At 71.3% G+C, this 24,108-nt stretch carries 26 protein-coding genes and 2 pseudogenes; 6 read left to right on the top strand and 22 right to left on the bottom strand.

Going from position 1 to position 24,108, the window contains the following annotated elements; translation table 11 throughout:
- Nucleotides 1-402 precede the first annotated feature (402 nt).
- Nucleotides 403-849, bottom strand: a complete 447-nt coding sequence (locus tag OTB16_RS18440; protein WP_267721312.1) for a hypothetical protein — start codon at nucleotides 847-849, stop codon at nucleotides 403-405.
- 218 nt (nucleotides 850-1,067) lie between these two features.
- Nucleotides 1,068-2,060 carry an ArsR/SmtB family transcription factor gene (locus OTB16_RS18435; RefSeq protein WP_267721311.1) on the bottom strand — a complete coding sequence of 331 codons (993 nt, stop codon included), beginning with the start codon at nucleotides 2,058-2,060 and terminating at the stop codon, nucleotides 1,068-1,070.
- A 97-nt stretch (nucleotides 2,061-2,157) separates the two neighbouring features.
- On the opposite strand from OTB16_RS18435, the pseudogene OTB16_RS39295 reads away from it, so the two are divergent.
- Nucleotides 2,158-2,361 (top strand): annotated as a pseudogene (locus OTB16_RS39295) (IS5 family transposase); the annotation flags it as partial.
- Between the two features lie 175 nt (nucleotides 2,362-2,536).
- Here the strand turns inward: OTB16_RS39295 and OTB16_RS18425 are convergent.
- Nucleotides 2,537-3,352 carry a carbon-nitrogen hydrolase family protein gene (locus OTB16_RS18425; RefSeq protein WP_267721309.1) on the bottom strand — a complete coding sequence of 272 codons (816 nt, stop codon included), beginning with the start codon at nucleotides 3,350-3,352 and terminating at the stop codon, nucleotides 2,537-2,539.
- Nucleotides 3,353-3,477: 125 nt separating this feature from the next.
- On the opposite strand from OTB16_RS18425, the gene OTB16_RS18420 reads away from it, so the two are divergent.
- Nucleotides 3,478-4,086: a TetR/AcrR family transcriptional regulator gene (locus tag OTB16_RS18420; RefSeq protein WP_267721308.1), complete on the top strand. Its 609-nt coding sequence runs from the start codon at nucleotides 3,478-3,480 to the stop codon at nucleotides 4,084-4,086.
- Between the two features lie 416 nt (nucleotides 4,087-4,502).
- Here OTB16_RS18420 and OTB16_RS18415 read toward each other — a convergent pair whose 3' ends face one another.
- The 9 genes from OTB16_RS18415 to OTB16_RS18375 all read right to left on the bottom strand — a co-directional run bounded on the left by OTB16_RS18415 (nucleotide 4,503) and on the right by OTB16_RS18375 (nucleotide 9,033).
- Nucleotides 4,503-4,823 (bottom strand): hypothetical protein, encoded by a 321-nt coding sequence (locus OTB16_RS18415; RefSeq protein ID WP_267721307.1) that lies wholly within the window; start codon nucleotides 4,821-4,823, stop codon nucleotides 4,503-4,505.
- Between the two features lie 89 nt (nucleotides 4,824-4,912).
- Complete coding sequence (locus OTB16_RS18410; protein ID WP_267721306.1) at nucleotides 4,913-5,179, bottom strand: DUF4235 domain-containing protein; 267 nt, start codon at nucleotides 5,177-5,179, stop codon at nucleotides 4,913-4,915.
- Nucleotides 5,176-5,658 (bottom strand): DUF3618 domain-containing protein, encoded by a 483-nt coding sequence (locus tag OTB16_RS18405; RefSeq protein WP_267721305.1) that lies wholly within the window; start codon nucleotides 5,656-5,658, stop codon nucleotides 5,176-5,178. The genes OTB16_RS18410 and OTB16_RS18405 overlap by 4 nt, the downstream gene beginning before the upstream one ends.
- A complete protein-coding gene (locus tag OTB16_RS18400) occupies nucleotides 5,655-6,068 on the bottom strand; it encodes a phage holin family protein (RefSeq protein WP_267721304.1) in 414 nt (137 codons plus the stop codon). The genes OTB16_RS18405 and OTB16_RS18400 overlap by 4 nt, the downstream gene beginning before the upstream one ends.
- A gap of 51 nt (nucleotides 6,069-6,119) precedes the next feature.
- Nucleotides 6,120-6,317 (bottom strand): YegP family protein, encoded by a 198-nt coding sequence (locus OTB16_RS18395; RefSeq protein WP_267721303.1) that lies wholly within the window; start codon nucleotides 6,315-6,317, stop codon nucleotides 6,120-6,122.
- A gap of 35 nt (nucleotides 6,318-6,352) precedes the next feature.
- Entirely contained in the window at nucleotides 6,353-6,955 is a 603-nt protein-coding gene (locus OTB16_RS18390; RefSeq protein WP_267721302.1) for a phosphatase PAP2 family protein, read from the bottom strand.
- Nucleotides 6,956-6,993: 38 nt separating this feature from the next.
- Entirely contained in the window at nucleotides 6,994-8,040 is a 1,047-nt protein-coding gene (locus OTB16_RS18385; protein WP_267721301.1) for a YihY/virulence factor BrkB family protein, read from the bottom strand.
- A gap of 33 nt (nucleotides 8,041-8,073) precedes the next feature.
- Complete coding sequence (locus OTB16_RS18380) at nucleotides 8,074-8,364, bottom strand: hypothetical protein (protein WP_267721300.1); 291 nt, start codon at nucleotides 8,362-8,364, stop codon at nucleotides 8,074-8,076.
- A gap of 429 nt (nucleotides 8,365-8,793) precedes the next feature.
- Nucleotides 8,794-9,033, bottom strand: a complete 240-nt coding sequence (locus tag OTB16_RS18375; RefSeq protein WP_267721299.1) for a hypothetical protein — start codon at nucleotides 9,031-9,033, stop codon at nucleotides 8,794-8,796.
- A 111-nt stretch (nucleotides 9,034-9,144) separates the two neighbouring features.
- Here OTB16_RS18375 and OTB16_RS18370 point away from each other — a divergent pair, with 111 nt between their 5' ends.
- On the top strand, nucleotides 9,145-9,549 hold the full coding sequence (locus tag OTB16_RS18370; protein ID WP_267721298.1) for a DUF1622 domain-containing protein: 405 nt from the start codon (nucleotides 9,145-9,147) through the stop codon (nucleotides 9,547-9,549).
- Between the two features lie 93 nt (nucleotides 9,550-9,642).
- Here the strand turns inward: OTB16_RS18370 and mscL are convergent, their stop codons facing one another.
- Nucleotides 9,643-10,086: a large conductance mechanosensitive channel protein MscL gene (gene mscL, locus OTB16_RS18365; protein WP_267721297.1), complete on the bottom strand. Its 444-nt coding sequence runs from the start codon at nucleotides 10,084-10,086 to the stop codon at nucleotides 9,643-9,645.
- A gap of 282 nt (nucleotides 10,087-10,368) precedes the next feature.
- On the bottom strand, nucleotides 10,369-10,602 hold the full coding sequence (locus OTB16_RS18360; protein ID WP_267721296.1) for an XRE family transcriptional regulator: 234 nt from the start codon (nucleotides 10,600-10,602) through the stop codon (nucleotides 10,369-10,371).
- A 471-nt stretch (nucleotides 10,603-11,073) separates the two neighbouring features.
- On the opposite strand from OTB16_RS18360, the gene OTB16_RS18355 reads away from it, so the two are divergent.
- Complete coding sequence (locus tag OTB16_RS18355) at nucleotides 11,074-11,358, top strand: chaplin (protein WP_267721295.1); 285 nt, start codon at nucleotides 11,074-11,076, stop codon at nucleotides 11,356-11,358.
- Between the two features lie 216 nt (nucleotides 11,359-11,574).
- Here the strand turns inward: OTB16_RS18355 and OTB16_RS18350 are convergent.
- The 8 genes and pseudogenes from OTB16_RS18350 to pgfA form a co-directional block, all read right to left on the bottom strand.
- Nucleotides 11,575-12,426: pseudogene (locus OTB16_RS18350) on the bottom strand (IS3 family transposase).
- Between the two features lie 90 nt (nucleotides 12,427-12,516).
- Nucleotides 12,517-12,756, bottom strand: a complete 240-nt coding sequence (locus tag OTB16_RS18345) for a Trm112 family protein (protein ID WP_267721294.1) — start codon at nucleotides 12,754-12,756, stop codon at nucleotides 12,517-12,519.
- Nucleotides 12,740-13,675, bottom strand: a complete 936-nt coding sequence (locus tag OTB16_RS18340; RefSeq protein WP_267721293.1) for a hypothetical protein — start codon at nucleotides 13,673-13,675, stop codon at nucleotides 12,740-12,742. Before OTB16_RS18340 ends, OTB16_RS18345 begins: the two co-directional genes overlap by 17 nt.
- Nucleotides 13,672-14,973: a condensation protein gene (locus OTB16_RS18335; protein WP_267721292.1), complete on the bottom strand. Its 1,302-nt coding sequence runs from the start codon at nucleotides 14,971-14,973 to the stop codon at nucleotides 13,672-13,674. Before OTB16_RS18335 ends, OTB16_RS18340 begins: the two co-directional genes overlap by 4 nt.
- A gap of 71 nt (nucleotides 14,974-15,044) precedes the next feature.
- Complete coding sequence (locus tag OTB16_RS18330; protein ID WP_267721291.1) at nucleotides 15,045-19,151, bottom strand: alpha-(1->3)-arabinofuranosyltransferase domain-containing protein; 4,107 nt, start codon at nucleotides 19,149-19,151, stop codon at nucleotides 15,045-15,047.
- On the bottom strand, nucleotides 19,148-19,879 hold the full coding sequence (locus tag OTB16_RS18325; protein WP_267721290.1) for a class I SAM-dependent methyltransferase: 732 nt from the start codon (nucleotides 19,877-19,879) through the stop codon (nucleotides 19,148-19,150). Before OTB16_RS18325 ends, OTB16_RS18330 begins: the two co-directional genes overlap by 4 nt.
- Complete coding sequence (locus OTB16_RS18320) at nucleotides 19,876-21,075, bottom strand: glycosyltransferase family 4 protein (protein ID WP_267721289.1); 1,200 nt, start codon at nucleotides 21,073-21,075, stop codon at nucleotides 19,876-19,878. The genes OTB16_RS18325 and OTB16_RS18320 overlap by 4 nt, the downstream gene beginning before the upstream one ends.
- A gap of 297 nt (nucleotides 21,076-21,372) precedes the next feature.
- Nucleotides 21,373-22,368 (bottom strand): cell envelope lipid trafficking protein PgfA, encoded by a 996-nt coding sequence (gene pgfA, locus OTB16_RS18315; protein WP_267721288.1) that lies wholly within the window; start codon nucleotides 22,366-22,368, stop codon nucleotides 21,373-21,375.
- A 261-nt stretch (nucleotides 22,369-22,629) separates the two neighbouring features.
- Between pgfA and OTB16_RS18310 the strand changes: the two genes are divergently transcribed.
- Nucleotides 22,630-22,776 (top strand): hypothetical protein, encoded by a 147-nt coding sequence (locus OTB16_RS18310; protein ID WP_267721287.1) that lies wholly within the window; start codon nucleotides 22,630-22,632, stop codon nucleotides 22,774-22,776.
- Between the two features lie 30 nt (nucleotides 22,777-22,806).
- Nucleotides 22,807-24,108 carry a PucR-like N-terminal domain-containing protein gene (locus OTB16_RS18305; RefSeq protein WP_267721286.1) on the top strand — a complete coding sequence of 434 codons (1,302 nt, stop codon included), beginning with the start codon at nucleotides 22,807-22,809 and terminating at the stop codon, nucleotides 24,106-24,108.

Below are 24,108 nucleotides of genomic sequence, written 5' to 3'. Positions count from 1 at the left end.
GTTGCCGGTGCATGACCGCGCGGCGTTGAGGGCCATCGTTTAGGTGCTGTGCAAGGGCGCGAGCTGGCGGGACGTTCCCGTCGAGCTGGTCGGATGCAGCGGTGTTACGGCCTGCCGCGTCCTCGGGACTGGACCGAGGCCGGGGTGTGGCCCCGTCCGCACGAGGCCCTCCTGGCGGACCTGCGGGCGGCTGGGATGCTGGACATGGATGACGTGGCGATCGACGCATCGCACGTCAGGGCCCTCAAAGGAGGGCTCACACCGGCCAGATGGCCGCGTCCCCGCACCGCGACGGGGGCCGGTACCTGCGGTTCGCAGGCTCACCTCACCGGGGCGACGGCCGCGCCGGCACCCGCCAGGTACGGGTCCCCAGTAGCTGAGACCGGGCGCTTCCGGCCGGCCTCAGCTCGCGAGCTGGCGCGGCCTGGCGATGAGCTGGCACGCGAGGTCCTTGAGGTTCCCGTCATCGAGACAGACCCTGACGTACGCGGCACCGCCGGGCTTGTCCGCGGGGACGAAGAAGTCGTAGGGCTTGATGGTGCCGCAGGCGATCGGGGAGCCGCCGCCCATGCCGATCACGGCACGGTCCCCTTGGAGGGTGTAAGCCCACGTGGTCCGGCACGTGACCGGACTGTCCCCCACCGCGGACCTGTGCTGCCCGACGACTCGGACCGACCGGTTGTACCAAGTGACGGTTCCCCTGGTCCACGTGGCGCCGAATTCGATGTTGAAGGGGCTGGTGGGATAGGCGGTCGCGGTCGCGGTCTGCGCGCCGGCGGCGGGAGCGCCCAGCAAGGTGCCCGCGGTCAGCACGACGGAACCGAGGGCGGCGGCGAGATGAGTCTTCATGTGATCTCCAGGATGGGATGAGCCGGTTGAGGCTTCACATCCTGGGCCGTCGGCCAACTGCGGCCCACCTTTTAAGTCACAGCTTAAAGGGGGCGGGACGGCGGGCGCGGCGCCTTGCGCACCTCGGCACGAGTGCCCGGGGGCGCCGGGGCGCCCAAGTAGGGCGGCGCTGCGCTCACCGGTCAGACGCCGCGGTGCCCTCGGGCCTCACGGTTCCGTCAGGGCACACCTGTCCCCAGAAGGGCCAGCCCGAGGGGGGAGATGAGGTGCAGCACAGATCCGCCTCGGCGGCTGGTGGTGATGAGGCCCGTGTTCCGCAGTACGGTCGCGTGCTGACTGGCCGCTGCGGCCGTGACGTTGAGGCGCCGGGCCAGTTCGCTCGTTGTGCAGCCTTCTGCTGTCACATGCAGGGCGGCAGCTCGCGTGCGGCCGAGCAGAGACTCCAGGTTCCGCCCGGCGGAGCCGTCCGCTTCTGCCGGTCCGGTACCGATCAGCGGCCGACGGAGAGCCGGCACGGTCAGCCGGGGTGGTCGGGCGGCATCGAGCGGGTCCCACAGAAAGCTCACCGCGTCCTTCGAGAAGACCGTGGGCGTGATGATCAGCCCCCTTCCCTGGAGACGTACCTCAACCCGGCGCGGGTAGGGAGCTTCGAGCACCGGCGGACGCCAGCGGACCAGTGGGGCGCAGACCGAACGCAGCAGCAGATCGATGCCTCCCTCCAACACCAGATTCGCGCAACGGGTGGACAGCGCGACCAGTTCGGACCGCCCTCGATGCCAGTAGGGCTCCACCGTCAGCCGATGGCAGGCGCGCAAGGCCTCGGCGAGCTCCCGCCGCGCGTCGCGGTCGCCCTCAGACACCCGCCTGGCCCACGGCAGGTGCCCGGGGTGGAAAGCGAGTCCCTCGAACTCGCGTCGCAGCCGGGACACCGGGGCGTGCAGCAGGTTGTCCACGGCGTGGTTCAAAGAGGGCACATCGCCCATCAGGGCCAGCAGATCAAGCCCGGGACCGCGCACGGGAACCAGGGACGTCAAGGGGCGCGTGTCCGCTCCCATCCGGCCTGCGACCGCTGACCGCCACGAGCGGAAGTGAGGAAGCTCCCGGTTCTCTCTCAGCAGCTCCAGGCTGTAGTAGACCTCGGCTGCGACGCCGATTGTTGCGGCCACCCGTGTCCGGGCGAGGTCTTCCGCCGTGAAGTGAATGCGTAACACCGACCGGCCTCCTGCTACCGAAGTAGAGCGCGAGAGCGCATCCCCAGCATGCCCCAACCCGCCGCGCCCGTGAGGGCGTTCAGGCGTATGCCGCGCCCGCATCACCAAGGCATGGGCCGACACCGGCTACCGGGCCAAAGCCATCGGCCATGGCGCCCGCCTCGGCTTTGATGGGGAAGTCACCCGCCGCGGCCCTGCCCGGAAAGGGTGCAGGGTGATTTCACGGCGCTGGGTCGGCGAGCGGACTTTCGGCCGGCTCACGCACCACTGCCGCCCGGCCCGCGACTACGAAACCCACCCCCCCCAGGACGTCCCGAAGCAGTCCGCCAACGACAACGGCATGTTCTGAATGCGTGCTTTGAACGCTGGTCGGGCAATGACGATCACGGATCCGGGCCGGTACAGGCCCGGTCCCCGACGCGCGCCCTGTCCCGACCCAAGCTCCCTCCGACGCCCTGCACGTTGGACCACGGGTGCTACACGGTCTCGTCCTTCATCCAGCCGGGTGTGCGAAACGCCCCGCCGTACATCGGGAGCTGCACCGACTCCCCGTACCGGGCGAGCTGGCTCCAGGGCCGGTTGATTCCGGCGGAGCCGTAGCTGCGGACCCGGGTGACGGTGTCGAGGTCGAGGACGTCGACGAGGATCTCCTCGCCGGGTCCGGCCTGCTGGCGGACGATGCCCTCGGGGTCGACGATGGTGCTGGTTCCGACGCCGGCGGGGTCGCAGGCGTTGACGTTGACGACGTAGACCTGGTTGGTCCAGGCGTTGGCGCGGGCGCAGACGAGCTCCATCTCCCGGTCTCGGGTCGAGGTGAGGGTGGGCTGGATGATGATCTCCGCTCCCAGCCAGGCGAGCTGGCGGACCGTTTCCGGGAAGGAGCCGTCGTAGCAGATGGCCAGGCCCGCCCGGCCGGCGCCGGGGATGTCGAAGACGGTGAACTCGCTTCCTGGCGTGGTCTTTTCGTAGGGTTGCCAGGGGAAGACCTTGCGGTAGCGGGCGACGATCTCACCCTCGGGTGAGACGGCCAGGGCGGTGTTGTAGACGTTGCCGTCCTCGGCGCGCTCGTAGACGCTCCCCGGGATGAGCCACAGGCCGGTCTCCGCGGCGAGGGCGCAGATCCGGTCGGTGAGCGGGCCCGGGATCGGGACGGCGATGCTGTAAGCGGGGGCGACGGACGACAGACCGAGGGTGACGGCGGCGAGCAGGCCCACCGACCCACCGCGCAGCCCCTTGCCGGCCGGGGCGGACACGGGCCCGGTTCTGGCCTCGGCGTCAGTCGGGTGGGTCATGATGCCTCCGTAAGCCTGCGGTTAGTTAAACGCAGATTTAAGACCTGCCTCACTGGTCCGTCAATAGGTGGCGGGCTATTGTTAAATCTGCGTACAACAGAACCTGCGGAGTGAAAGGGGCCAGCGTGGCGGCCAGGAAGGGCAGCAGCAAGGAGGCCCGGCGGGCCGAGCTGTGCAAGGCGGTGGAGCGCGCACTGCTGGTGCGCGGCCTCGAGGGTCTGCGCCTGCGCGACATCGCGGACGAGGCGGGTGTCACGCCCGCCGCGGTGCTCTACTACGGCGACCTGGACGCCCTGGTCCACGCGGCTTACCAGCAGGCCATCGAGCGCTACAGCCAGGAGCGTGAGCAGGCAGCGAACCACTTCACCGACGCCCGCGACCAGCTGTGGGCCTGCATCGACAAGGGCGTCGCCAGTGGCCCCGACGACGCGCTGACCCGGCTGCTCTTCGAGTACTGGCCCCGCTGTCTGCGCGACGCCAGAGCCGCGGCACTCGACAGCGCACTGACGGAACGCCAGATCGCCGTGTATTCGGCCATCCTGGTCCTGGGCCAAGCCCAAGGGCACTTCGCCCTGAAGGACCCGCCCCGCCTGCTCGCCGCCAGCTTCGTCGCCATGGAGGACGGCTATCAGATGGAGGTCCTCGCCAGCCGCCGCACCCGCACCGAAGTAGTCACCGCCCTGTGGGCCTACGCCCGCGCCGTCACCGGCCACGACCTGGCTGGCCACGTCTGACGAGGGCCGGAAGTGCAGCTCACCGATGTGCACCGGTGCCCCTTGTGCTGGTGCCCCTTGTGCTGGTGCGCCGACCGCTCCAGCGACGCCGTGCGCGCCTGACCCACGTTCGCGTCCCCGCAGCTCTCGGCCGTCGCTTCGGCCACCTGCCGTACCCGCTCCGTCCGGTCCCCCGCGTCCAAGGCGAGATGGCGCGAGCCTTCGTCGCCCAGCACATCGACCAGCCGGTGCACGTCTGCGAGCGGCGCTCGAGGTAGCTCAGCCGCTCATCGGAGGAGAGGGAGGGGCCGCTCGGTGGTGCAGGGCGGGGGCCCTCGGCATCGGTGGGCGGTCAGGGATGCGCAACCAGGAGCGCGGTGTCGTCGACGGCCCGTCCTCGACGGCCCGGCCAGAGCGTTGTTGCCCTGGCGCAGCCGTCAGCTCTGGCTGCGGTTCGTGTCGGAACTCGGGTAGAGCAGAACGATGTTCTCCCAGTACTGCTCAAGATGCGCATCGGTCGCCCTCAGCGCTCGGTCGTCCGTCCGGTCGAGGAAGGCGGCGTGCAGACTGGCCACCCGCTCGTGTCCGGCGCCGGCACCGGCGGGAGAGGGTGCTGTCCGGCGCCACGGGGCGCGGGCGGCGCTGGCGCCGTGTCCGGCGTTGCGAAGCGCCCGGGTGAACCACCAACGCCCTGCGAGGACACCGGCGGTAACAGCTGCGGCGGCCAGGGCGGGCAGACCACCGTGGTACACGGCCATGGCTTCCTCCTGGAAAGGAGCGTTGTCGAACAGGGGTGATGGTCGGGCGGTGCCGGCCGACTCGGGGTCGTGTCCGGCACCGCGGCGGGTCAGCCCGGCCAGGTGCCCGTCAGACGCCGTACGGCCACGGCACCCGAGCGGTCGACCGAGGCTTTGACCACGGCGAAGATGGCGCCCTGAATGGCGGCGGCGAGCAGGATCTGCTGCCATGGGCGGTCCTCGTCGGTGGCGTCGGGGGCGTCGCCTTCACCTTCGATGATCTTCCACGCCTGCTTGAAGGCGGCGCCCGCGATCACGCCGCTGAGGGCGCCCAGGGCCAGCCCGACCGGCTTGTAGGCGATTTTGGACGCTTTCATCGGCGGCGTCCGCGGCTGCGGCGCACCAGCAGGAAGACGACCAGGGCAGCGCCGACCGCCAGGAGGGGGGTGCGGTTGGCGCGTGCGGCCGTCGCTGCCTGCCCGGCCTTCTCCAGGAGGGGGTCGGGCGTCTTGTCCGCCGCGTAGTGGCCCGCCTTGGTCGCGCTCTGGCGCACCTGGGCTGCGGCCTGCGCGGTCTTCTCCAGGAGGGGATCGGGTGTCTTGTCCTTCACCATGTGTGCGGCCTGCTCCGCCTTCTCGCGGATCTGGTCGGAGACCAGGGCGGCCTTCTCGGCGGCCTGCCCCTTGACCGCGGCCGCCTTCTCCTTCGCTCGGGCCTTGATGTCGGCCTTCGAGGCGAGGGCTTCGACGGTCTGTCCGAGCTCGTCGCGGGTGCGCGCGACCTGCTCGCGCAGTTCCTCGGTGGCGGGGGTGCTGGGGGTGGGGGTGCCGATGCTGGTTCGGGGGTCGTCGTTCATCGGTGTGCTTTCTCCTTGATCTCGGCCAGGTCGGCCTTGACGCTGTCGATGGTCTGTTCGGGGGCGGGGGTGCCGGCCTTGGCGAGCTGCTTCTTCCCGGCCAGCCCGGTCACGGCAGCGACGATCCCCAGGACCGCGGTGATGATGAGGGCTGCCGCCCACACCGGCAGGACCAACGCGAGAGCGGCTATGCAGGTTGCGGCCAGGGCCTGGAGTGCCAGGATGCCGATGATCCCTGCGGTGCCGACGAGGCCGCCGCCCTTCCCGAAACGCTTGCCCTTCTGGGTCATCTCCGACCGCGCCAGCTGCATCTCCTCGCGGACCAGCTCCGAGATCTGCTGTGAAGCGCGTGAGACCAGGACGCCCACCGAGTCGTCGGTGGCGGGGGCCTGTCGCTCTACCGTGCCCATGATGAGGTCACCTTGCCTTCCCTCCATCTGTCGGAACGTGCGACACGTCGGTCAGCTGCTCGACCCGGCGTTGTCCGTGGTGTCCTGGACGGGGGCGTCGGCATTGCGCTTGACCGAGTCGATGCCGTTCAGGCAGGAGCGGTGGGTCTCGTAGTGCTGACTGGTAGCGATCACCTGGCCGTTGGTGGCGATCAGCACGAAGTGATAGCCCTGGGCGGGCTGGTGCCGGACCTCGAAGCGAGCCGCCATAGCGGAACCTCCTTGTTGAGATGTGCATGCCGTCGTTACGGCGCGACTACCCCGCAACGGCGCCGACACCCGCCCGAAAGGCCCCTGCCGTACGGAAGACGGCGCGACAGCAGGCCGAGGACCGACCGGACGAGGCCGACGCTGGCCAGGCCGATCGCGGCCCCCGCGGCGACGTCCGAGGGATAGTGCGCGCCGCTGTGGACCCGTCCGACCGCCACCATGAGGGCGGGCACGGCGCAGGCGGCACCGGCTGCGGGCCAGGCGGGGGCTACGGCGGCGGCGAAGGCGAGGGCGGCGGCGGTGTGCCCGGAGGGGAAGGAGGAGCTGTCGGGCCGGTCCTCGACACCGTCGTGGGGGATCCATTCCTTCGGTGGGCGCCGCCGCTCGACGAGTTTCTTGGCGACTTGGTCGGACAGCAGTTCCGCCAGAGCCATGGCCGCGATTCCGGTCGCCGCGGCGCGGCGTCCTCTCGGGCCGCCGACGGCGGCCATGGCGACTGCGGCCGCCCACCAGAGCTTGGTGTGCTCGGCCGCGTCCTCGACCGGCGGCAGCAGGAGACGCGCCCACGGAGAGTCCCAGGCCGCGATGCGGCGGGTCAGCCGGTGATCGTGATCGCGTAGTGCCGCCAGGGCTCTCATTGCGTACGGTTTCCCCGTCGAGTGCAGTTCACGCCCGGTCACTGTTCCGTACGGCGGCGGTCCCCTTCGCTCCACGCGCGGGTGTCGCGGGGCTCGACGTAGGGCTCCTCGTCCTTGGGCAGTCCGCCGGCGATCGCACGCTGGCGGACCATCTCCGCGTCGAACTCCAGTCCGAGGAGGATCGCCAGATTGGTGATCCACAGCCAGACCAGGAAGATGATCACGCCGGCGAGGGTGCCGTAGGTCTTGTTGTAGGAGGCGAAGTTCGCGACGTAGAACGCGAAGCCGGCCGAGGCGGCCATCCAGATCAGCAGGGCCAGGAAACTGCCCGGGGTCACCCACTTGAATCCGCGGCCCTTGGCGTTCGGGGCGGCCCAGTACAGGATCGCGATCATGGTGGTGACGAGGAGGATCAGGACCGGCCACTTCGCGATCGACCACACGGTCAGGGCGGTGTCCCCGATCCCCAGGGCGGTACCCGCCTGCCGCGCCAGACTGCCGGAGAAGACCACGATGAGCGCGCTGGTGCAGGCCAGGACCATCAGCGTGACGGTCAGGGCCAGGCGCAGCGGCAGGACCTTCCACACCGGACGGCCTTCAGGCATGTCGTAGACGGCGTTGGAGGTGCGGATGAACGCGGCGATGTAGCCGGACGCCGACCACACCGCGACGAGCAGGCCCACGATCGCCAGCAGCGATCCGACGCCGGAGTTGCCCTGGAGCTGCTGCACGGCGTTGCTGATCACGTCCCGCGCCGAGCCGGGTGTCAGTTTCTGCAGGTTGTCCAGGACCTGCTTCGTCGCGGACTCCCCGGCGATGCCCAGCAGCGAGACCAGCACCAGGAGGGCGGGGAAGAGCGCCAGCACCCCGTAGTAGGTCAGCGCGGCGGCTCGGTCGGCGAGCTCGTCGTCCTTGAACTCTTTCATGGTGCCGCGCAGCACGGCCTTCCAGGACCTCTTGGGCAGTTCGGTGAGGTGATCAGGTGCCTGCTCCTCCACCTGCGGATCGGGGCCCGCCGTGCCCTCGCGGCCGGGTTTCCCATGCTCGTGTTCGCTGTCGGGGTCTTGCTTCGGTGTGCGTGTCATACCCTGCGGCTTTCCACCTCGGCGGTACTCATGTCAGCGAGGACGGCCGGGAACCGGGGTTCTCCCGGGGAAGGCGGCTGGCCTGCTCTTAAGCTCGGCGGCTCCGCCACCGTGCCCTGCCCTCGGCGGTACAACCGCCAGGACAAGGGGTTCGCGGCGAGCGCAGGTGGAACTTCTACAGCCGGGGATCGCGAAGAGCGCCGCCCACGCGGGGATGCGGCGCATGTCGTCGTTCTGCCAGGTGCCCACCCGGGCCTGCTGCGCGTCGAGGACCGAGTCCGGCAGCTCGTCCAGGGTCCCCACCTCGATGTCCGTGCGGTGCACGTGATCGGTGACGTCACGGAGTACGGAGCGATCTCCAGCCGATGGTCCTCCCCGCCGGGGCCGCTCAGGAGGCCTTGGACCACCGGGACGAGCGGCTGCACGGCGTCGCGTAACTCGCGTACCTCCCGCTTGAGGGAGTGGATGCCCTCGGTGTGGTCAACGCGCGAGGTCGAGAACACCTCGTCTTCGTGTCGGTTGAGCGCGGCGCGCACCCTGCGGGCCGCGTCGCTCTAGGCGTCGACGGCGACGTCCAGCACGGCATGCAGGACAGCTCAGGGGCCCAAGCGCAGCATGTCCGGGTTTCCGGGTTGGCGTCGAGCCGGCGGGCCGCCCCGGCGCAGGGGGCGACGACTAGGTGGCGCACCGTGAGCACGCTGCGGGGTCCGCGACGAAGAGCATCATCTCGCCGGTCTCCACCGCCGTGTCTTCCTACACGTACCAGAGGGTCTTCAGCGCGACGGCGAGGACATCGACATCCCCGAACCGCTCCCGTTGCGGGCGCTGTTGCGCATGGACCGCGTCCTCGACGGCCGGCGGGTGCAGCCCCAGCTCCTCGGCCGGCTGAACAAGTTCATCCGCAGAGGGATCTGCCAGCCTGACCCAGGTGAACTCGCCGTCATCCAACCCCCGCAGCCGTTTGAGGACCATCTGACATGTGCCGTCCGGCACCTCGACTCCACGAGCTCCGACCGGCCCGAGCCCGGTCGTGAAGGACGCATTCCAGGCGGGAGACACCGGACCGCCCTGTGTAGGAGCGCAGACGCGGGTAGAAGGGGCCATATGAGCTTGTCAAGGGAACTGGTGTCCGAGTTCGGGGTGCGGGAGATGATCGGGTGGCTCGTGCACGTCATCGAGGCGGGCGGTGCGCTGATCATCTTCGTGGGCGCCGTCTGGGCCTTCGCCCGGTTCGCCACGACCGGCCTCCGCAGGCGATCGCTCATCAGTGAGTTCAACAAGATCCGCCTCAGTCTGGGGCGCTTCCTCGTGCTGGGACTGGAATTCCAGCTGGCGGGCGACGTCCTGCGCACGGCGGTTGCCCCCAGCTTCACCGAGATCGGCCAGCTGGCGGCCATCGCCGCCATCCGTACCATCCTCAACTACTTCCTCACCCGGGAAATCGCCCAGGAACGTGCCGAGATCGGGCATGACCAGAAAGAGCCTGTGCCACTTGCCGCGACTTCCTGAACTGGTCCGACTACCAGCCCCGGTCCTGACCGTCTCCACCGACCCCGGCGGATCGGCCAACCTGGCCAGTGCGCCGAGAGTCTCTGCTTCCTATCAGCCGACACGCTGCGTCTCGGCTCCCGCTTGGGCGGGCACTGCGGGCAGCGGGACGGCGCAGGAGGCGCAGCGGCGCGCTTGGGCGGGGACGGGGGTAAGGCATTCGGGGCAGTCGCGCTTGGGTGCCTGCACGTCCTGGTGCGGGGCGAGCCGCTCGTGAAGTTTGTTGATGGGCAGGACCACCAGGAAGTACAGAGCAGTGGCGAGGAGCAGGAAGCTGATCGCCGCGTTGATGAAGGCTCCGTAGGGGAACTGGGTGGCGCCGATCGTGAACGCCTTCTTGCTCATGTCGCCGGTCACTCCCGTGGCGAGCCCGACCAGGGGGGTCAGGAACGCTCCGACGAAGCCGGTGACGACGGCAGTGAATGCGGCACCGATGACGATGCCGACGGCCAGGTCGACGACGTTGCCGCGAAGGATGAAGCTGCGAAAGCCCTTCACCTGGTGACTCTCCTCTGTATGCCTCTCGAGGGCGTGGGCGTGGGCGTGGGCGTGGGCGCGGAGCGGCCCCGGTGGCCTTCCGCTTCTTCCCGGATGCCCCGTCTCCGGTCGTCGATGCGGTCTACCGGCGGGCGTGGCGAGCGCGCGGCCGCCGGTGCAGCGGAGCGGATCGGGGGGTGAGAAGGAGTTCCTCGTACCGGCCGAGGGCGAGCACGGTGGCGAGTAATGCCCCGGGCAGCGCCAGTGCGAGGAGGGCGGTGACGGGGGCTGCCGGATCCGGCATCACGTGGCGGGTACGCCGGCGAGGACACCGGGAAGAACCTCGGTCAGGGGAAGAGCGAGGGCATGGGCGAGTTCGCGCAGTTCCTGCTCGGTGGGGTGTACGGGGCCGCCGGCACCGTCCTCGACAAAGACTCTGACGCGGGGGGTGCGAATACCGGTGAGGTTCGCGAGCCTCTCCACACTCAGATGCCGACGGCGCATGCCTGCTTGAAGAACTTCTGACAGATCGGCCATTGCCCGCTCCTGCCCTCACCCACGGTGCCCATGCACGCGCTCGCCGAAGCCCCCCGAATGCCGTGCGGGGCCCGCCGAGAGGTGCAGACGAAACCGGACAAGATCATTTCATATGGCCTCCGGGCCTGGGCCTGTGCCTGCCCCCGGAACTGATCACACAGGTCGCCGACGAGATTGCCGGCCTTCGGGATACGGTCGAAAGCCGGACACCAGTTCTCCTACGCCCACGGCTCGAAGCGGTGACCCAGGGCGCCCTTATGGGCTTCGGCCACGACAACGCGTGAGGTCTGCCCGCTACGCCTCCCTATGCTTCGCCCGCATCGATCTCCCAAGGAACCCTGCCGGATGGGGGCTGGGTGTCCGGAGGTCACCGGTTCGGCCGAGTCGCCGTAACCGATGGGCCGATCACGCCGTTGGGTGGGAGTCCATGCCGTACTCCCTACGGCGGATCCGCTTTCCAAGGAGATCTTGATGTCGCGTATCGCGAAGGCAGTAGCCCTCACCGCCGCAGTAGGTGCCGTCCTCGCCGGTGGCGCCGGTATGGCCGCCGCGGATGCCACGGCCGAGGGTGCTGCCATCGGCTCTCCCGGCGTCCTGTCCGGCAACGTCGTCCAGGTACCGGTCCACGTCCCGATCAACATCTGCGGGAACACCGTCAACGTCATCGGCCTCCTCAACCCGGCCTTCGGCAACACCTGCATCAACGGCGACTTCAAGGACAGCCACCACAAGACCGACCAGCACGACAAGCACTGAGACCTCCAGGCCGCTGAACCCTCAGCAGCCGCGAGCGTCGTAGCCGGCAGATCATGTCCTCCTGTGAACCGGCCATAGGGCATACGCCCTGAACAGGTCCGGCCTCCCCTCGACCTACGAGGGGAGGCCGGACCTGACGGGACCGCCACAGTCACACGACAACGTCGCAGATCGAAGGCTCGGGAGAGGTGACCCCCGGAGTGTGGACACAGGTGTTCATGCTGCGAGTTGGAGTTCAGCTGTCTTGTGGTGCTGTTGTTCGAATTCCATGGGAGAGAGGTAGCCCAGCGCGCTGTGGCGTCGGCGGGCGTTGTCGTAGGTGAGCCACTGGAAGATCTCCAGCCTCGCCTGTTGCATCGTGGAGAACAGCTTCCCGTGCATCGTCTCTCGCTTCAGGCCCTGCCAGAGGCTCTCGGCGAGGGCGCTGTCACAGCTTGAGCCGACTCTGCCCATGCTCCCGCGGATGCCGTACCGGTCACACAGCTGCGGGAACGCGGCCGACGCATATCGCGATCCGCGGTCCGTATCTGGTGCTTGCGCATCAGCCGTGCGACCCGCTTGCGGTTCACCGTGTGGCCGAAGCCGCGTAGTTCGGCATGGACGCGAAGCGCGCCGTAGTTGCCGTGGTGTTCGGCTTGGATATCGCGGATCTCAGCGACCAGGGCGTCCTCGTCCGCCTGCCGGGCAGCCCGCACCTCCGCGCCGGCGGTCCACCGGTAGTAGCCCGAGCGGGAGACCCCCAGCGCCCGGCACATCCGCTTGATGCCGAAGATCCCGGCGTGGGCGGAGACGAAGTCCCACGCGGCGTTCTTCACTCATCTCCCGGGCGAAACAGGCGGCTGCCCGGCGCAGGATCCCCAGCTCGACCTGCCATTCCTTCTCCGACCTGGCCAGCCGCGCCTTCTCCGCCCGCAGCCGGGCCAGCTCGGCTTCGGTGTTCTGCGTCGCGCCGGCTGCGGCCGGACGGCCGTCAGCGTCACGCACCCAGGTCCGCAGCGTCTCGGGGTTGGCATTCAGATCGGCCGCACCATCCCGGAACGTCCGACTGCCGGCCGAAGCCCGCCACAACGCAACCGCGTCGGACCGACCGCTGGACGGCCCGGGTGTGAACCTGAGGGGTGGCCACCCGTGAAACCCAACGCCGAAGTTGATTGCCCCTCACGAGGCGGGAGACACGCGCCCCTCGATTCTGGAGAGGAGCTCCCGGTGCCGGACGTCGTCGAGGGTGAGGGCGTCGAGCGGACGCAGAAAGGGGAGGTTGTCGCGGATCGGGTAGCCACGCCGTAGGCGGGGGTTGTACAGGAGTTCCTCTTCGGGGACGTGGACGAGCGGGCCCTTGTCCACGGGGCAGGCGAGGAGGGGGAGGAGGCGAGGGTCGGGCTCATTGGGTTGTTGCATGGCGGGGTTCTCCTTGGTGGGCCGGTACGGGTGACGGTTCGTCGTGGCGCGGGAGGGTGAGCAGGACGAGGACGGCGAGTGCGGTGCCGCCGAGGCGGAGCGCCAGCCGGAGCGGTTCGGTGGGGAGGTGTTCGTCGAAGACCACGGTGCCCGCGATGACCGTGAAGATGCTGGACACGGTGGTGGTGACCGGGACGATCACGGAGGCGCGGCAGCGTTGGAGCGCCGTCTGGGACAGGGCGAGACCGGCTGCTCCGGTGGCGATGAGCAGCCAGGGGTGGGGTCCGCGCAGGAGCTCGGGCAGGGCTGCCGTCACCGATCGGTCGGCGAACGCGGCCGAGGTGCCCTTGATGGCGAGTGAGCTCACCCCGTACAGCAGCCCGAGGGCGACGCCGTACGGCACGCCGGAGCTGCTGCGGCGGTGCCGACGGCCGGCTCGGCGCAGCGAGGCGAGGAAAAGCAGGAGTCCGAAGGCGAGGCAGGGGAGGCAGACGGCGAGCAGGGGCAGGACGGGTGCCGCCGCTCCCACCCGGTTGCCATCGGCGTCGCCGCCGCCGAGCGAGCCGATGACGGCGAGCAGGGCGAGCAGGATGACGCCGGTGGCGAGGAGTTCTCGGCGGCCGGGGCGCTCGCCCAGTGCGACGGCGGAGAGGGCGATCAGGAGCACCGTCCCGGAGAGGAACACCCCCTGGGCGACGGCGATCGGGAGCAGTTGGTAGACCTTCAGCTGGGCGCCGAAGCCCAGGCCCAGCACGGTGAAGCCCAGCAGCCAGCCGGGACTGGAGGCCAGCGCCCGGAGGAGGTGCAGCGGGCGGCGTGGGTCCAGCGCGGGGAGGGCGGCCAGCGCGCGCTTCTCGAGGACGAAGCCCGCGCTGTAGAGGGCGTTGGCGAGCAGGGCGACCGCGACGCCGAGGATCATCGGCGTCGTCCTTCCTGCGCCAGTGCGTCAAGGGTCTCGGCGCAGCGCCGGGCGAGCTCGGCGGCGGCGGGTTGGCCGAGCAGCTGGTGGCAGTGGCGCACGGCGAGGTGGAGGCGGCCGTCGAGGGTGAGGGCGCTGACCGAGAGTCCGCGGGGCATCCGTACGGGTGCCGAGAACCACAACGCGTCGGGCTGGCCGGCGGGGCCGAAGTCGAGCGGGTGGGTGACCTGGCCGAGGTTGCTGACCAGAGCGGTGGACGTCCAGGGGGCGGCGACGCGGCGCAGCGTCCGGGTCAGCGGGGCCTTGGCGCCGACGGGCAGCCAGGGGGTGCTGACCAGGCCGGCGATGAGGCCGCCACCGGTGACGGGGGCGGCCTTGGCGGCGCGGGTCTGCGCGCTGATCCGGCCCAGCAGCGTGGCGGCACCGGCACCGGCGCCGGGGGCGGGCGTACCGGCTCGGATGGTTGCCAGGTGGTTGTGGTTGCCCATGGGGGCGCCGGGGGCGAGTGGCCCGTACGGGCGGTCGTCGATCGGCATCGACAGGTGGATCGGGCCGGTGGGGTGGTCGTGCCGGTGGTTCCACTCGGCCAGGGTCAGCTGAACCGCCGTCAAGAGCAGGTCGTTGACGGTCGGGCGGGGCTTGCTGGCGCCGGTCCGGGGGAGTGGGAGCACGCTGAGGTGAACACCGGTGCCGGGAGACGGGCTTGCGGCGGGCGCGATGCGCATCGGGCGGCCGCCCCGGGCGGACGACGCCCGGGCCGTTGCGGAGGCGTCGGCCGGGCCGACGGAGCGCTGCCCGGATGTACCGACGGAGCGCTGCCCGGTTGCACCGACGGAGCGCTCCCCGGCCGAACCCACCGGACGCTCCCCCACCGGGGTGCCGGAGTAGTGGTCGGCGAGGTCGCAGAGCAGCCGAAGGCAGGTGCCGGCGTCCGCGAGGGTGTGAGCTGCCGTCAGGAGCAGGGCGGTGCCGCCGCCGGGTGCGGGTGCGGTCTCCAGCCGGAGTGGTGGGCCGGCCGCCAGCGGGGGCGGTTCGGTGAGGGCGCGGTGGCGGGTGTGGCCCAGGTCGGCGCTGGCGGCCACGGCGGTGGGGCCGATCGGTGCCGGCTCCCAGTGGTAACGGCGGTGCCACCAGCGGGAGTCGGACTGCCGTACCTGGAGCGTCGGGTGGCCGGCCAGGGTCCGGGTGAAGGCGGCCCGGAGCCGCTCGACGTCGACGGTGCCGGGGAGGTGGGCCTCCAGGTGGACGGTGTCCGCGTCCAGGTGCTCCTGGAGCAGGTGGCGTGAGTACTCGTCCATCGCGGGGAAGGGGACGCGCCCCTGCCGCCCGGACGGGGTCCGGGCGGCAGGGGCGGCGAAGGACGGGCGGATCACGGAGCCTCGGCCCGGTGCCGGAGCACGGTGGCCTGGCCGCCCGCCGTGACCAGCGTGGCGGCGAGTGCCAGCAGCGCGAGCACCTGGGCGGCCGGGCCGAACGCCCCGCTCGGGGGTGCGAGGACCGCCAGCAGGCCGGCGCCGGCCATGGCCGCCCCGGCGACGTACGGCAGCAGGTTCGGCCACCGGAACGCGATCAGGATCAGCGGCAGCGCCAGCAGCGCGAGCGGACCGCCGACGACGCCGAGGACCAGCAGGGGGAAGACCACGCCCAGCAGCCACCGGGGCGCGTCGGCCGCGTCCCAGTCCTGCGCGCCGGGGATGTCAGGCCGGCCGCTCCGACGCCGCAGCGCCGGCACCACGACCAGCCCGGCGAGCACCAGGAGGGCGAGGCCGCCGAGGACGAGCCCGAGGTCGTACGTGGTGGCGGGGGCATAGGAGAGCAGTACGGTTCCGCCGGTGCCCGCCGGGACCACGTAGCCCTGCTGCCAGCCGTCGAGCCGGACGGACTGCAGTGGCTTGCCGTTCAGGGTCGCGCGCCAGCCGGAGTTGGCGTTCTCGTGCACCTGGAGGTAGGAGGCATCGCCCACGCCGATCCGAACGCTGCGCTCGTCCCCGGACCAGGACAGGACTTCCACCGTCCGCCGCGAGCCGGGACCGGCGGCCGGGCCGGCGGCGCGGGCCGAGAGGGTGAGGTCGGTGACGGCCAGTGCGCCGTCGTCGGAGGAGGACACCCGGTGCTTGCCCTGGCCGAGCGTCAGGGTGGGCTCGGTGGCCGGGCACAGGTTCACGGTGACGGGTTGCCGGTTCCGCAGGGACGCGACCGTGCCGGACACGGAGGTCTGGTGGGCGACTTCGTCCACGGTGACGACCGGGCCCTTGCCGCAGGGCAGAGTGAAGCCGGCGCCCTGGGTGTCCGGGGAGTCCTGGCGGATCATCAGGTCGGTCAGGGCCGGGATGTGCACCTCGCTCAGGCCCGCCGGCAGCTGGAGGTTCTGCCCGGCGAGCGGGTTGTGGACGAGGACGGGGGCGGTCGCGGTGACCGTGATCGTCAGCTGGTCGGTGGTCAGCGGGGCGAACCGGACCAGACCGTTGGCGTCCACCCCCGCGCTGACGGCGTCGGTCGGGGTGCTGAGCTGCACCTGAGTCGGCCGGGAGGAGAGACCACCGGCGGTACCGAGCACCAGCTGGTCGATGCTGCGGCTGCCCTGCCAGGCGAGCCGGACGCTGGGCTTGCCGCCCGCGATCCAGGCGGTGGTGAGGTCGCCGTCGAGCAGATTGCGCGGGCTGCCGGAGGTGGTGGAGTCGGCCTCGACGCCGATCCGCCCGGTGGCCCGGCCGGGGGTGACCTGGTCCAGCAGGGCGTCCAGAGCCGGGCCGGGGAGGCCGACGGCGCTGCCGGTGACCGTGAAGGCCCCCGCGCCGGTGCTGAGTTGACGGTTGAGCCCGGTCTCGACGGTGCCCGACTGGGAGCCGCCGAGGTCGAGGGTGCGGTGCAGCGAGTAGGTGTCGGCCGTAGCGGCCGGGAGGGACAGCACACGGGTGGCCTTGACGCCGGGGATCGAGATCTCCGAGAACCCGGCCCCGCCCACGCCGGTGTTGGCGGTGACGGCGCCCTCGATGGTGATCTTGACCCAGGCGGCTTGCCCCGCCGGGGCTTTGACGGTCTGCGCGACGGCCTGCGGCTGCAGCACGCTCACCCGCGAGCCCCGGTCCGTCGTGATCCGCACCTTGGTGATGGTGGGCCGCAGGGAACCCCCGGCCAGCGGGGTGACCGTGAGGGTGGCGGGGAGGTCCACCGACCCGTTGAAGTCGATCCGCAGCCACTGACCCACCGGGTCCGCGCTGCTGCCCTCCGCCCAGGCCGTGCCGGAGTTCCCGTCGAAGGCCCCGACCGGGTCGTACTGCGGCAGGGCGAACAGCCAGGAGCCGTACGAGGAGGCGGTGACCGACTTGGCGCCCTCGATCACCGAGGTGGTCTGCTCGGCGGCGGAACCGGCCGGGCCCGAGGGCAGGATCTGCCGCGGTGCGCCACCCGGGTCCTGGCCGGCGTCCGAGGGGTTGGTCTCGGTGGCCGTGTAGGTGTACGAGTTGTTGCCGTTGACCAAGCCGAAGAGCGTGTCGCCCCGGCGCTGCCCGTCCGCGGTGGCCCGCAGCGCGGCGCTGGTGCCGGCCGGCAGGGGGTCGCCGGAGAGGATCACCGGACGGTCCGTCACCGTACCGCTCGCGGAGAGCTGGAGCAGCGACTCGGGGCCGCCGCTGACCACCGCGGTGTCGGCGACCGCGCGGGTGGTGACCGGGCCGGGTGGGGCGTCACCACCGGTGGGGGCGAAGATCTCCACCGGGTCGTACTGCCGGTACAGGCCCTGGACCTGGACCGGGGTGTCGGGCGGGAGCTGCGCGGAGGCCATCGGGGAGCCGAAGCCGGTCACCCGCTCGTAGCCGGAGGCCAGCAGGGTGGCGCGTACCGTCTGCGGCGGGATGTAGCCGGCCTGCGCGGGGTCGAGGTCGTTGCGGACCACCAGGTGGTGCACGCCGGACCGCTTCAGGAAGGCCCCGAGCCCCGGCACCTGGGTGCCGGTCGCCAGCGCCTCCTGGATCGCTTCCAGGTAGCGTCGCTCGCCGGCCTGACCGAAGGGCACGAAGTTGTACTGCGCCCATGGCGAGTCTGCCAGCACGTCGAGCGGCTCGTCGATGGTCGAGCCCCAGGTGTAGAGGCCGTGCGCGTCGGCGGGGAGCACCAGGGCCCGGCTGTCGGGCGCTTTGGCGGTCAGGTACGCCGCGGTCTGCTTCCACTGAGAGGGCAGCGCCTTGAAGGAGCCCGGCTGGACGATGTTGCCGTTCAGGTAGGGCAGTGCGAGGCCGGGCAGTACCGCGAGTGCGACCAGCGCCGGGACCAGCCGCAGCCGGGCGGCCACCCGGGGCAGTGGCCGACCGCACAGGTGTGCCAGGCCCAGGGCCAGCGCCAGCGCGAGGCCGGTCTGGAACTTGTAGATGTTGCGCAGCGGCGCCAGCGCACCGTCGAGCAGCTGCTGGACCGCGCCGTGGAAGGGCGCCCCGAGGGAGCCGCCGTACCCGGCGAGGGTGATCAGTGCGACCGTGCCGACCACCAGCAGCAGCCAGCGCCGCTCGGGCAGGTCGCGGCGGGCTAGCCCGGCCAGGCCGAGCGCTGCTGCGAGCGCGGAGCAGGCGATCACCAGCACGTTCGCCGCGACGTCCCAGCCGGCGGGCAGCCAGGCCGAGCCGAAGTGCAGGTAGGCCACCCAGTTCCCGGCCCCGCGCAGCAGCTCGGTGGCGGACATGGTGGCAGTGGTGGTGGACGCCTGCTCGATGTAGCGCAGGAAGTCGGCGCCGTAGGAGTTGAGCAGTACCAGCGGCACGGCCCACCAGGCGGTGGCGAGCAGCACGCCGGGCACCCACCAGGCGATCAGGCGCCACTTGCGGCTGCCCCCGGGCCGGCTGAGCAGGTAGAGCCCGACCGGAAGCAGTGAGGCCGCGACCGAGGTCGCGTTCACGCCGCCCATCAGCGGGATCACCAGTGCGGAGCGGAGTGCGGCGGCGCGCGCCGAGACGAAGCGGGTGAGCGGCAGCAGGACCCAGGGCAGGACTGCGCCGGGCAGCGCGGCGGCGGAGGTGGAGCCCACCACGATGGTGAACACCGGCCACAGCGCGTAGCACGCCGCGCCGAGCAGCCGGCTCGGCCGGGAGCCGTACCCGAGGCGTTCGGCGAGCCGCACCGCGCCCCAGAAAGCGGCGGTCACCACGAGCGACAGCCACAGCCGCTCCGCCAGCCAGACCGGCAGCTGGAGCAGATCGGTGATCAGGTAGTACGGCAGCATCGGGAAGGCGTAGCCGACGTACTGGTTGGACAGACCGCCGAAGCTGTCCTCGCTCTGCCAGAGCGTTCCGAGCGAGCCGAGGAAGCCCACCGGGTCGAGTGCGACGGCGAGTTTGGTGTCGAAGGCGATCCGTCCGGGCGCGGCGGCCAGGAAGGCGGACAGGACCAGCAGCCAGAAGACGGCGAGCCAGCGGCGGCCGGTACGCGGCTCGGGGCTCGGCCTCGAGGGCGGCGCAGCGGGGAGCTGCACAGTGGGGGCGCTCATTCGGAGGTTCTCCGCATCACCAGGAGAAGATTCCAGGACGCGATCTCGCGCAGGCCTGGAATACGGACGAGGGTCTCGGCCAGGAACGGCCAGTAGCGTGATCGTGCGGAAAGGATCTCGACATCGTCGCGCCCGCGTACGTGACGCAGCACCGGGCCGATGTGCACCCGGTGGAGGTTTTCGCCGAGGGTGTGCTTGGCACTGTGCCCGGTGCGCCGCTGGTAGCGGCGCCGGGCCCGGTCGGCGCCGAGCAGGTGCCAGGGCGAGGTCTCGTGGCCACCCCAGGGGGAGAGCCAGTTGGTGAAGGAGACGTACACCAGGCCGCCGGGGCGGGTGACCCGCACCATCTCGCTGATGAAGGTCTCCGGGTCTGGCACGTGCTCCAGCACGTTGGAGGAGAAGCAGACGTCGGCGGCGCCGTCGCTGAGCGGTAGCCAGTACCCGTCCGCGACGACCGCGTGGTCGGGTGTGATACCGCCGCGCGAGTGCAGCTCGGCAAGGTCCGGTTCGAAGAGGAAGGCGTGCGCGCCGCGAGCCCGGAACGCCTCCGTGAAGTGGCCGGCGGCGCCGCCGACGTCGGCCACCACCGCCCCGGCCAGCGGCGTGTACCGCTCGACCTGGTCGGCGGCGTCCTCGGCCAGCAACGCGTAGAACGTCTCCGGGTCGCTCTGCTCGGCGCGGAAGGCGCGGAACAGCGCGAGGGAGCGGCGCAGAGAGGGGTCTTTCACGAGGGCTCCGCCGTGGTCGGGGCCGGGGGCTCGGCCATGGTGCGTCCGGACCCGGCCCGCCCGGAGGAATGCAGGGCCACGGCCTCGGCGGCAGCGGCCTGGAAACGGTCGACGCTGTGCTCCCAGGTGAACTGCTCCGCGTGGCGGCGGGCCGCCGCACCCATCGCGGCGCGGCGTTCGGCGGACAGCGCCAGCGCGCACCAGGCCGCCGCGAACCCGCTCTCCGCCCGGGCGAGCAGGCCGGTGCGGCCGTGGACGACGGAGTCCCGCAGGCCCGGGATCTCGAATCCCACCGCGGGCGTGCCGCGGACGGCGGCCTCGGTGACCACCAGGCCCCACCCCTCCAGCGAGGAGGGGTGCAGCAGCAGCCAGCTCCGGCAGAGCAGCCGGTGCTTCTCGGCTTCGTCGACCCGCCCGGCGAAGACCACGCCGGGCCCGGCCTGCGCCTCCAAGCGGGCCCGCTCCGGGCCGTCGCCGACGATGACCAGCTTGCCGCCGGTGATCGGGCGGACCCGCTCCCACAGGCGCAGCAGCAGGTCGATCCGCTTGTACTCCACCAGCCTGCCGACGGCGGTGAACAGCGGTTCGTCGGATTCGGGGAGCAGCGGCGCGGGGGCCTCGACCCCATTGGGAACGAGTCGGATGCGGTCGGCCGGTACGCCGATCCGCGCCATCGCCTCGGCGGTGGAGGGCGACACCGCGACCATCAGGCTGCGGCGGTGGGTCCGGGTCAGCGCCCGGTGCTCCAGCATCCTGCCGGCCCGGGCGACCGGTCCGGGCAGGCGCTGGTCCCAGAGATCGGTGTGCACGTGGTTGACGAGGCACATCACCGGTCCCCGGTGCCACAGCGGCGCCAGGTACGGGACGCCGTTGCAGACCTCGACCAGCAGGTCGGTCTCGCCGACGCTGCGGCCGAACGCGCCGGGGGTACGCAGGAAGTGGTCGTACGTGCCGCCGGAGGAGACCACGCGGTAGCTGCGGTCGACGGACGGTTCCGGGCCCCCGCAGAGCAGGGTGACCTCGTGCCCGCGATCGGCCAGCCCGGAGGACAGCCGGTCGACGAGCAGTTCCGAACCGCCGGCGGCGGGGTTGGCCAGGTCGCGCCAGGCGAGGACGGTGATCCGGCGTGGGACCTCCGGCGACGGCCTTACTGCCGTGACGGCCGGAGGCGGGTGCGGGGATATCTGATGTGCCATGGGAGCTCCTGGAAGGGGCGGTGCTCAAGGCAGTGAGGGCTGGGGCGGGCAGGGACGGACAAGGACGGACAGGGACGAGCAGGGGCGGGCAGGGACGAGCAGGGCTCAGGGGACCGGGGGTGACCGGTGGGGCAGTCGCACGGGAGGGACCGGGGGATGCGGCTGGCGGCGCGCGGATGGCGCGCGCCGCCAGTCTGGGCTGTTGCTACCGCCCGGTACTACTCACCAAATTGACAAATTCCTGTCGGGTTCACGCGGAATGGATGTTCCCTCTGTCACTTCGGGGAGCGACGGGTGTCATTGCGAGGCGCGGCGGCGCAGCAGCACGCCCGCCGCCAGCAGGCACACGATGCCCGCGGTGCCGGCGGCGACGGGGGCCGTGGTGCCCACCAGTCCGAGCTTGCGGCCGGCGGCCTGCGCGGTCCGCACCTGGCCGTCCCGGCTCTCCGCCGTCATGGTGAGATCCGCCCGCAGCAGGGCCAGCAGGTCAGGACCGTCCGCCGAGGTCCGCAGGGTCACCAGCGGCTGCGTACGGGCGTCCATCACGGTTCCGGTCACCGGGTCCACGACCACGCTGAAGCCGCCGTTCGCGTAGTACCGGTCGGCGACGACCTGGTTGCGGTCGGCCAGTCCGAGCAGCTTGCCGGGGACCTGCTGGGTCCCGACCTTGGTCGCACCGAGCACGGCGCCGTATCGGTAGCCGGTCCGGCCCTTCACGGTCGTGGTGCCCTGGAAGTCGAGAGTGACGGTGCTGCCCAGCGTGGAGTCCCAATAGGCGTACGGACGCTTGGCCAGGCCGAACGGGAACTTCAGGTACGCCTCGCCGGAGAAGACGGGGCTCTCGCTGTGCGAGTGCAGCGGCAGGTTGGTGCTGCGGTCGGTCACCCAGCGTTCCACCGTCCACTGGACGGACTTCCGCGGGTCGTGGAGCCCGAGCGTGGCGGCGGTGTCGATCTGTGTGGAGATGTCCATCACCGCGCGGGTCGGTCCGCTCAGTGCGACGTTGCCCACCACCCGCCGGGTGAGCGTGAGGTCCTGGGCCGGGCTCACGGCGACGGCCTTGGTGTCGAAGACGGTGCCGGTGCCGGTGAAGACGGTGGTGGTGTTGGTGTCGATCGGGGTCTTGCGCAGGTTCGGCAGTGCGTACCAGTGCAGGAGCGGCGCCAGTACCAGGAGGAAGGCCGCGACGCCGGTCAGCGCCAGGCCGGTGCGGGACAGGCGGCGGGGCGCCGGGGCGGGTCCGGGGAGTTCCCCGGCGGACTGGTCGAGGATCTGATCTGTGGGCACGGGCATGATTACGCTCCGTAAGGGGATTGGGTGGACGCAGACCGTGTGGCGGTGAAGGCGGTGGTGCGACGAAAGGTCCCCAACGGCTGCCGATGGTGAGGCAGGCCCCGTGTTACATCCCCTGAGCGCGGAACCGTAGGTCCCCCCTTGACGGATTGTCAACGCCAGGGCAAAACTGTGCGGGCACGGGACCGGGCCGGTGCGAATGGTGTCGCCTGTTGTTCCGCCCCGCTCGCGCGGGGCCCAAGGAAGGGACAATCCGCAGCCATGCGTACCCGACGCCCCGTTCTCGCCGTCATCCTCACCGCCGCGACGGGGGCACTCCTCGCCGTCGCCGCCGTACTCGGCCTGGTCGCCCTCACGACAGCCGCTCCCGCCCAACCCGACGTGCCGCTCGTGTCCTTCACCGGCTGACCCCGACGCACTCCCAGGGAGGCTGCCCGCATGAGCGTACGAACCGATCCCGCTCCGGCCGCCGCACTGCGGTCAGCCTCCGTGTGGAGCACCGTCAGCGCCGCCGACACCGAGCGGTTCATCAGCCTTGCCTCCACCGAGATCCCCACGCTCTCGCTCGAGGTGATGCAGCAGATCCACGCCCAGTTCCCGCAGGTCGTGGAGATCTTCGACGACCACGGCGTCTCAGGGGTCCTCACCCGGATCAGGCTGGCCCTCGGCCCCTTCGTCGAAAGTGTCCGGGCGGCCGGCGGCCCGAAGATCGCGGGGGACGGCGCCGTACGCTTCCGCGAGGCCGCCGCCTCCCTCGACCGGTGCGAGACCCTGCCCGGGCCGGCGCTCGACTTCATGCGCGCGGTCTACCGCTTCGGGGCCCGGGTGTCCTGGCGGCGGCTCACCGAGATCGCGGACGGAGTGGGGATCCCGCCCGCCGCGATGTACGAGCTGGCCGAGGCCGGCTTCGACTACATCGAAGCCCTCGTCGGCGAGGCGACCCGGGACCAGCTCAGCAACGAGTCCCTGGCCGCCGGCGAACGGCTCCGCCGCCAGTGCCGCCTGGTCGGGCTGCTGCTGGCGGACCAGCCCGCCGACCTCGAGGCGACGGCCCAGTACGCCGCCAACATCGGCTGGCGGCTCCCGGAAACCGTCGCGGTCGCTGTCCTCAACCGCAACGAGAACATGCTCCTGCCACCGGCCCTCGGCACCGGCATCCTGCTCGACTGGGAGAGCGAGCAGCCCCGGCTGGTCGTCCCAGGCTCCGCCCAGGCCGGCCGGGCTGACGCGCTGCGCCAGGCGCTCCCGGGCTGGAGCGGCGCGCTGGGGCCGACCGTACCGCTTGCCCAGGCGGCTCGCTCGTTGCACTGGGCGCAGACGGCGGTCGGCCTCATCGCGGCCGGGGCCCTGCCGTCCCGTGGTGTGCTCGACTGCGCTGAGCACACCACGGCGCTGCTCCTGCTGCCCCCCGCCGAACTGATCGACGACCTGGCCGCCGGCTGCCTCGCACCACTGGCCGCCTGCAGGCCGGGCCAGGCGGACCGGCTCGCGGACACGCTGCTGGCCTGGCTCCAGACCCGGGGCGGCGCGGCGGAGGTGGCGGCGCGGATCGGCGTCCACCCCCAGACGGTCCGTTACCGGATGCGCCAGCTCAGGGAACTGTGGGGCGACGCGCTGGACGACCACGATCAGCGCTTCGCCCTGGAGCTGGTGCTCCGTGCCCGAAAGCTGCAGTCGCCTCCCTCGTCGGGCAGGCCGTCGCACGATCTGGTGACGGGTCGTCAGGTGGGAGTCGGGTAG

The organism is Streptomyces antarcticus (assembly GCF_026627255.1).
GTDB lineage: Bacteria > Actinomycetota > Actinomycetes > Streptomycetales > Streptomycetaceae > Streptomyces > Streptomyces antarcticus.
Note: the sequence above shows the minus strand (reverse complement) of the source record. Positions and strands in the feature narration are given on the sequence as shown.

What these genes read in the sequence shown, in the direction of transcription:
- OTB16_RS18310 (WP_267721287.1), top strand. Translation starts at nt 22,630, where the DNA reads ATGCGTACCCGACGCCCCGTTCTCGCCGTCATCCTCACCGCCGCGACG.
- OTB16_RS18425 (WP_267721309.1), bottom strand. Translation starts at nt 3,352, where the DNA reads ATGACCCACCCGACTGACGCCGAGGCCAGAACCGGGCCCGTGTCCGCC.
- OTB16_RS18320 (WP_267721289.1), bottom strand. Translation starts at nt 21,075, where the DNA reads ATGGCACATCAGATATCCCCGCACCCGCCTCCGGCCGTCACGGCAGTA.
- pgfA (WP_267721288.1), bottom strand. Translation starts at nt 22,368, where the DNA reads ATGCCCGTGCCCACAGATCAGATCCTCGACCAGTCCGCCGGGGAACTC.
- OTB16_RS18440 (WP_267721312.1), bottom strand. Translation starts at nt 849, where the DNA reads ATGAAGACTCATCTCGCCGCCGCCCTCGGTTCCGTCGTGCTGACCGCG.
- OTB16_RS18345 (WP_267721294.1), bottom strand. Translation starts at nt 12,756, where the DNA reads ATGCAACAACCCAATGAGCCCGACCCTCGCCTCCTCCCCCTCCTCGCC.
- OTB16_RS18305 (WP_267721286.1), top strand. Translation starts at nt 22,807, where the DNA reads ATGAGCGTACGAACCGATCCCGCTCCGGCCGCCGCACTGCGGTCAGCC.
- OTB16_RS18395 (WP_267721303.1), bottom strand. Translation starts at nt 6,317, where the DNA reads ATGGCGGCTCGCTTCGAGGTCCGGCACCAGCCCGCCCAGGGCTATCAC.
- OTB16_RS18360 (WP_267721296.1), bottom strand. Translation starts at nt 10,602, where the DNA reads ATGGCCGATCTGTCAGAAGTTCTTCAAGCAGGCATGCGCCGTCGGCAT.
- OTB16_RS18370 (WP_267721298.1), top strand. Translation starts at nt 9,145, where the DNA reads ATGAGCTTGTCAAGGGAACTGGTGTCCGAGTTCGGGGTGCGGGAGATG.
- OTB16_RS18400 (WP_267721304.1), bottom strand. Translation starts at nt 6,068, where the DNA reads ATGGGCACGGTAGAGCGACAGGCCCCCGCCACCGACGACTCGGTGGGC.
- OTB16_RS18390 (WP_267721302.1), bottom strand. Translation starts at nt 6,955, where the DNA reads ATGAGAGCCCTGGCGGCACTACGCGATCACGATCACCGGCTGACCCGC.
- OTB16_RS18410 (WP_267721306.1), bottom strand. Translation starts at nt 5,179, where the DNA reads ATGAAAGCGTCCAAAATCGCCTACAAGCCGGTCGGGCTGGCCCTGGGC.
- OTB16_RS18415 (WP_267721307.1), bottom strand. Translation starts at nt 4,823, where the DNA reads ATGGCCGTGTACCACGGTGGTCTGCCCGCCCTGGCCGCCGCAGCTGTT.
- OTB16_RS18405 (WP_267721305.1), bottom strand. Translation starts at nt 5,658, where the DNA reads ATGAACGACGACCCCCGAACCAGCATCGGCACCCCCACCCCCAGCACC.
- OTB16_RS18385 (WP_267721301.1), bottom strand. Translation starts at nt 8,040, where the DNA reads ATGACACGCACACCGAAGCAAGACCCCGACAGCGAACACGAGCATGGG.
- OTB16_RS18335 (WP_267721292.1), bottom strand. Translation starts at nt 14,973, where the DNA reads ATGGACGAGTACTCACGCCACCTGCTCCAGGAGCACCTGGACGCGGAC.
- OTB16_RS18355 (WP_267721295.1), top strand. Translation starts at nt 11,074, where the DNA reads ATGTCGCGTATCGCGAAGGCAGTAGCCCTCACCGCCGCAGTAGGTGCC.
- OTB16_RS18340 (WP_267721293.1), bottom strand. Translation starts at nt 13,675, where the DNA reads ATGATCCTCGGCGTCGCGGTCGCCCTGCTCGCCAACGCCCTCTACAGC.
- OTB16_RS18330 (WP_267721291.1), bottom strand. Translation starts at nt 19,151, where the DNA reads ATGAGCGCCCCCACTGTGCAGCTCCCCGCTGCGCCGCCCTCGAGGCCG.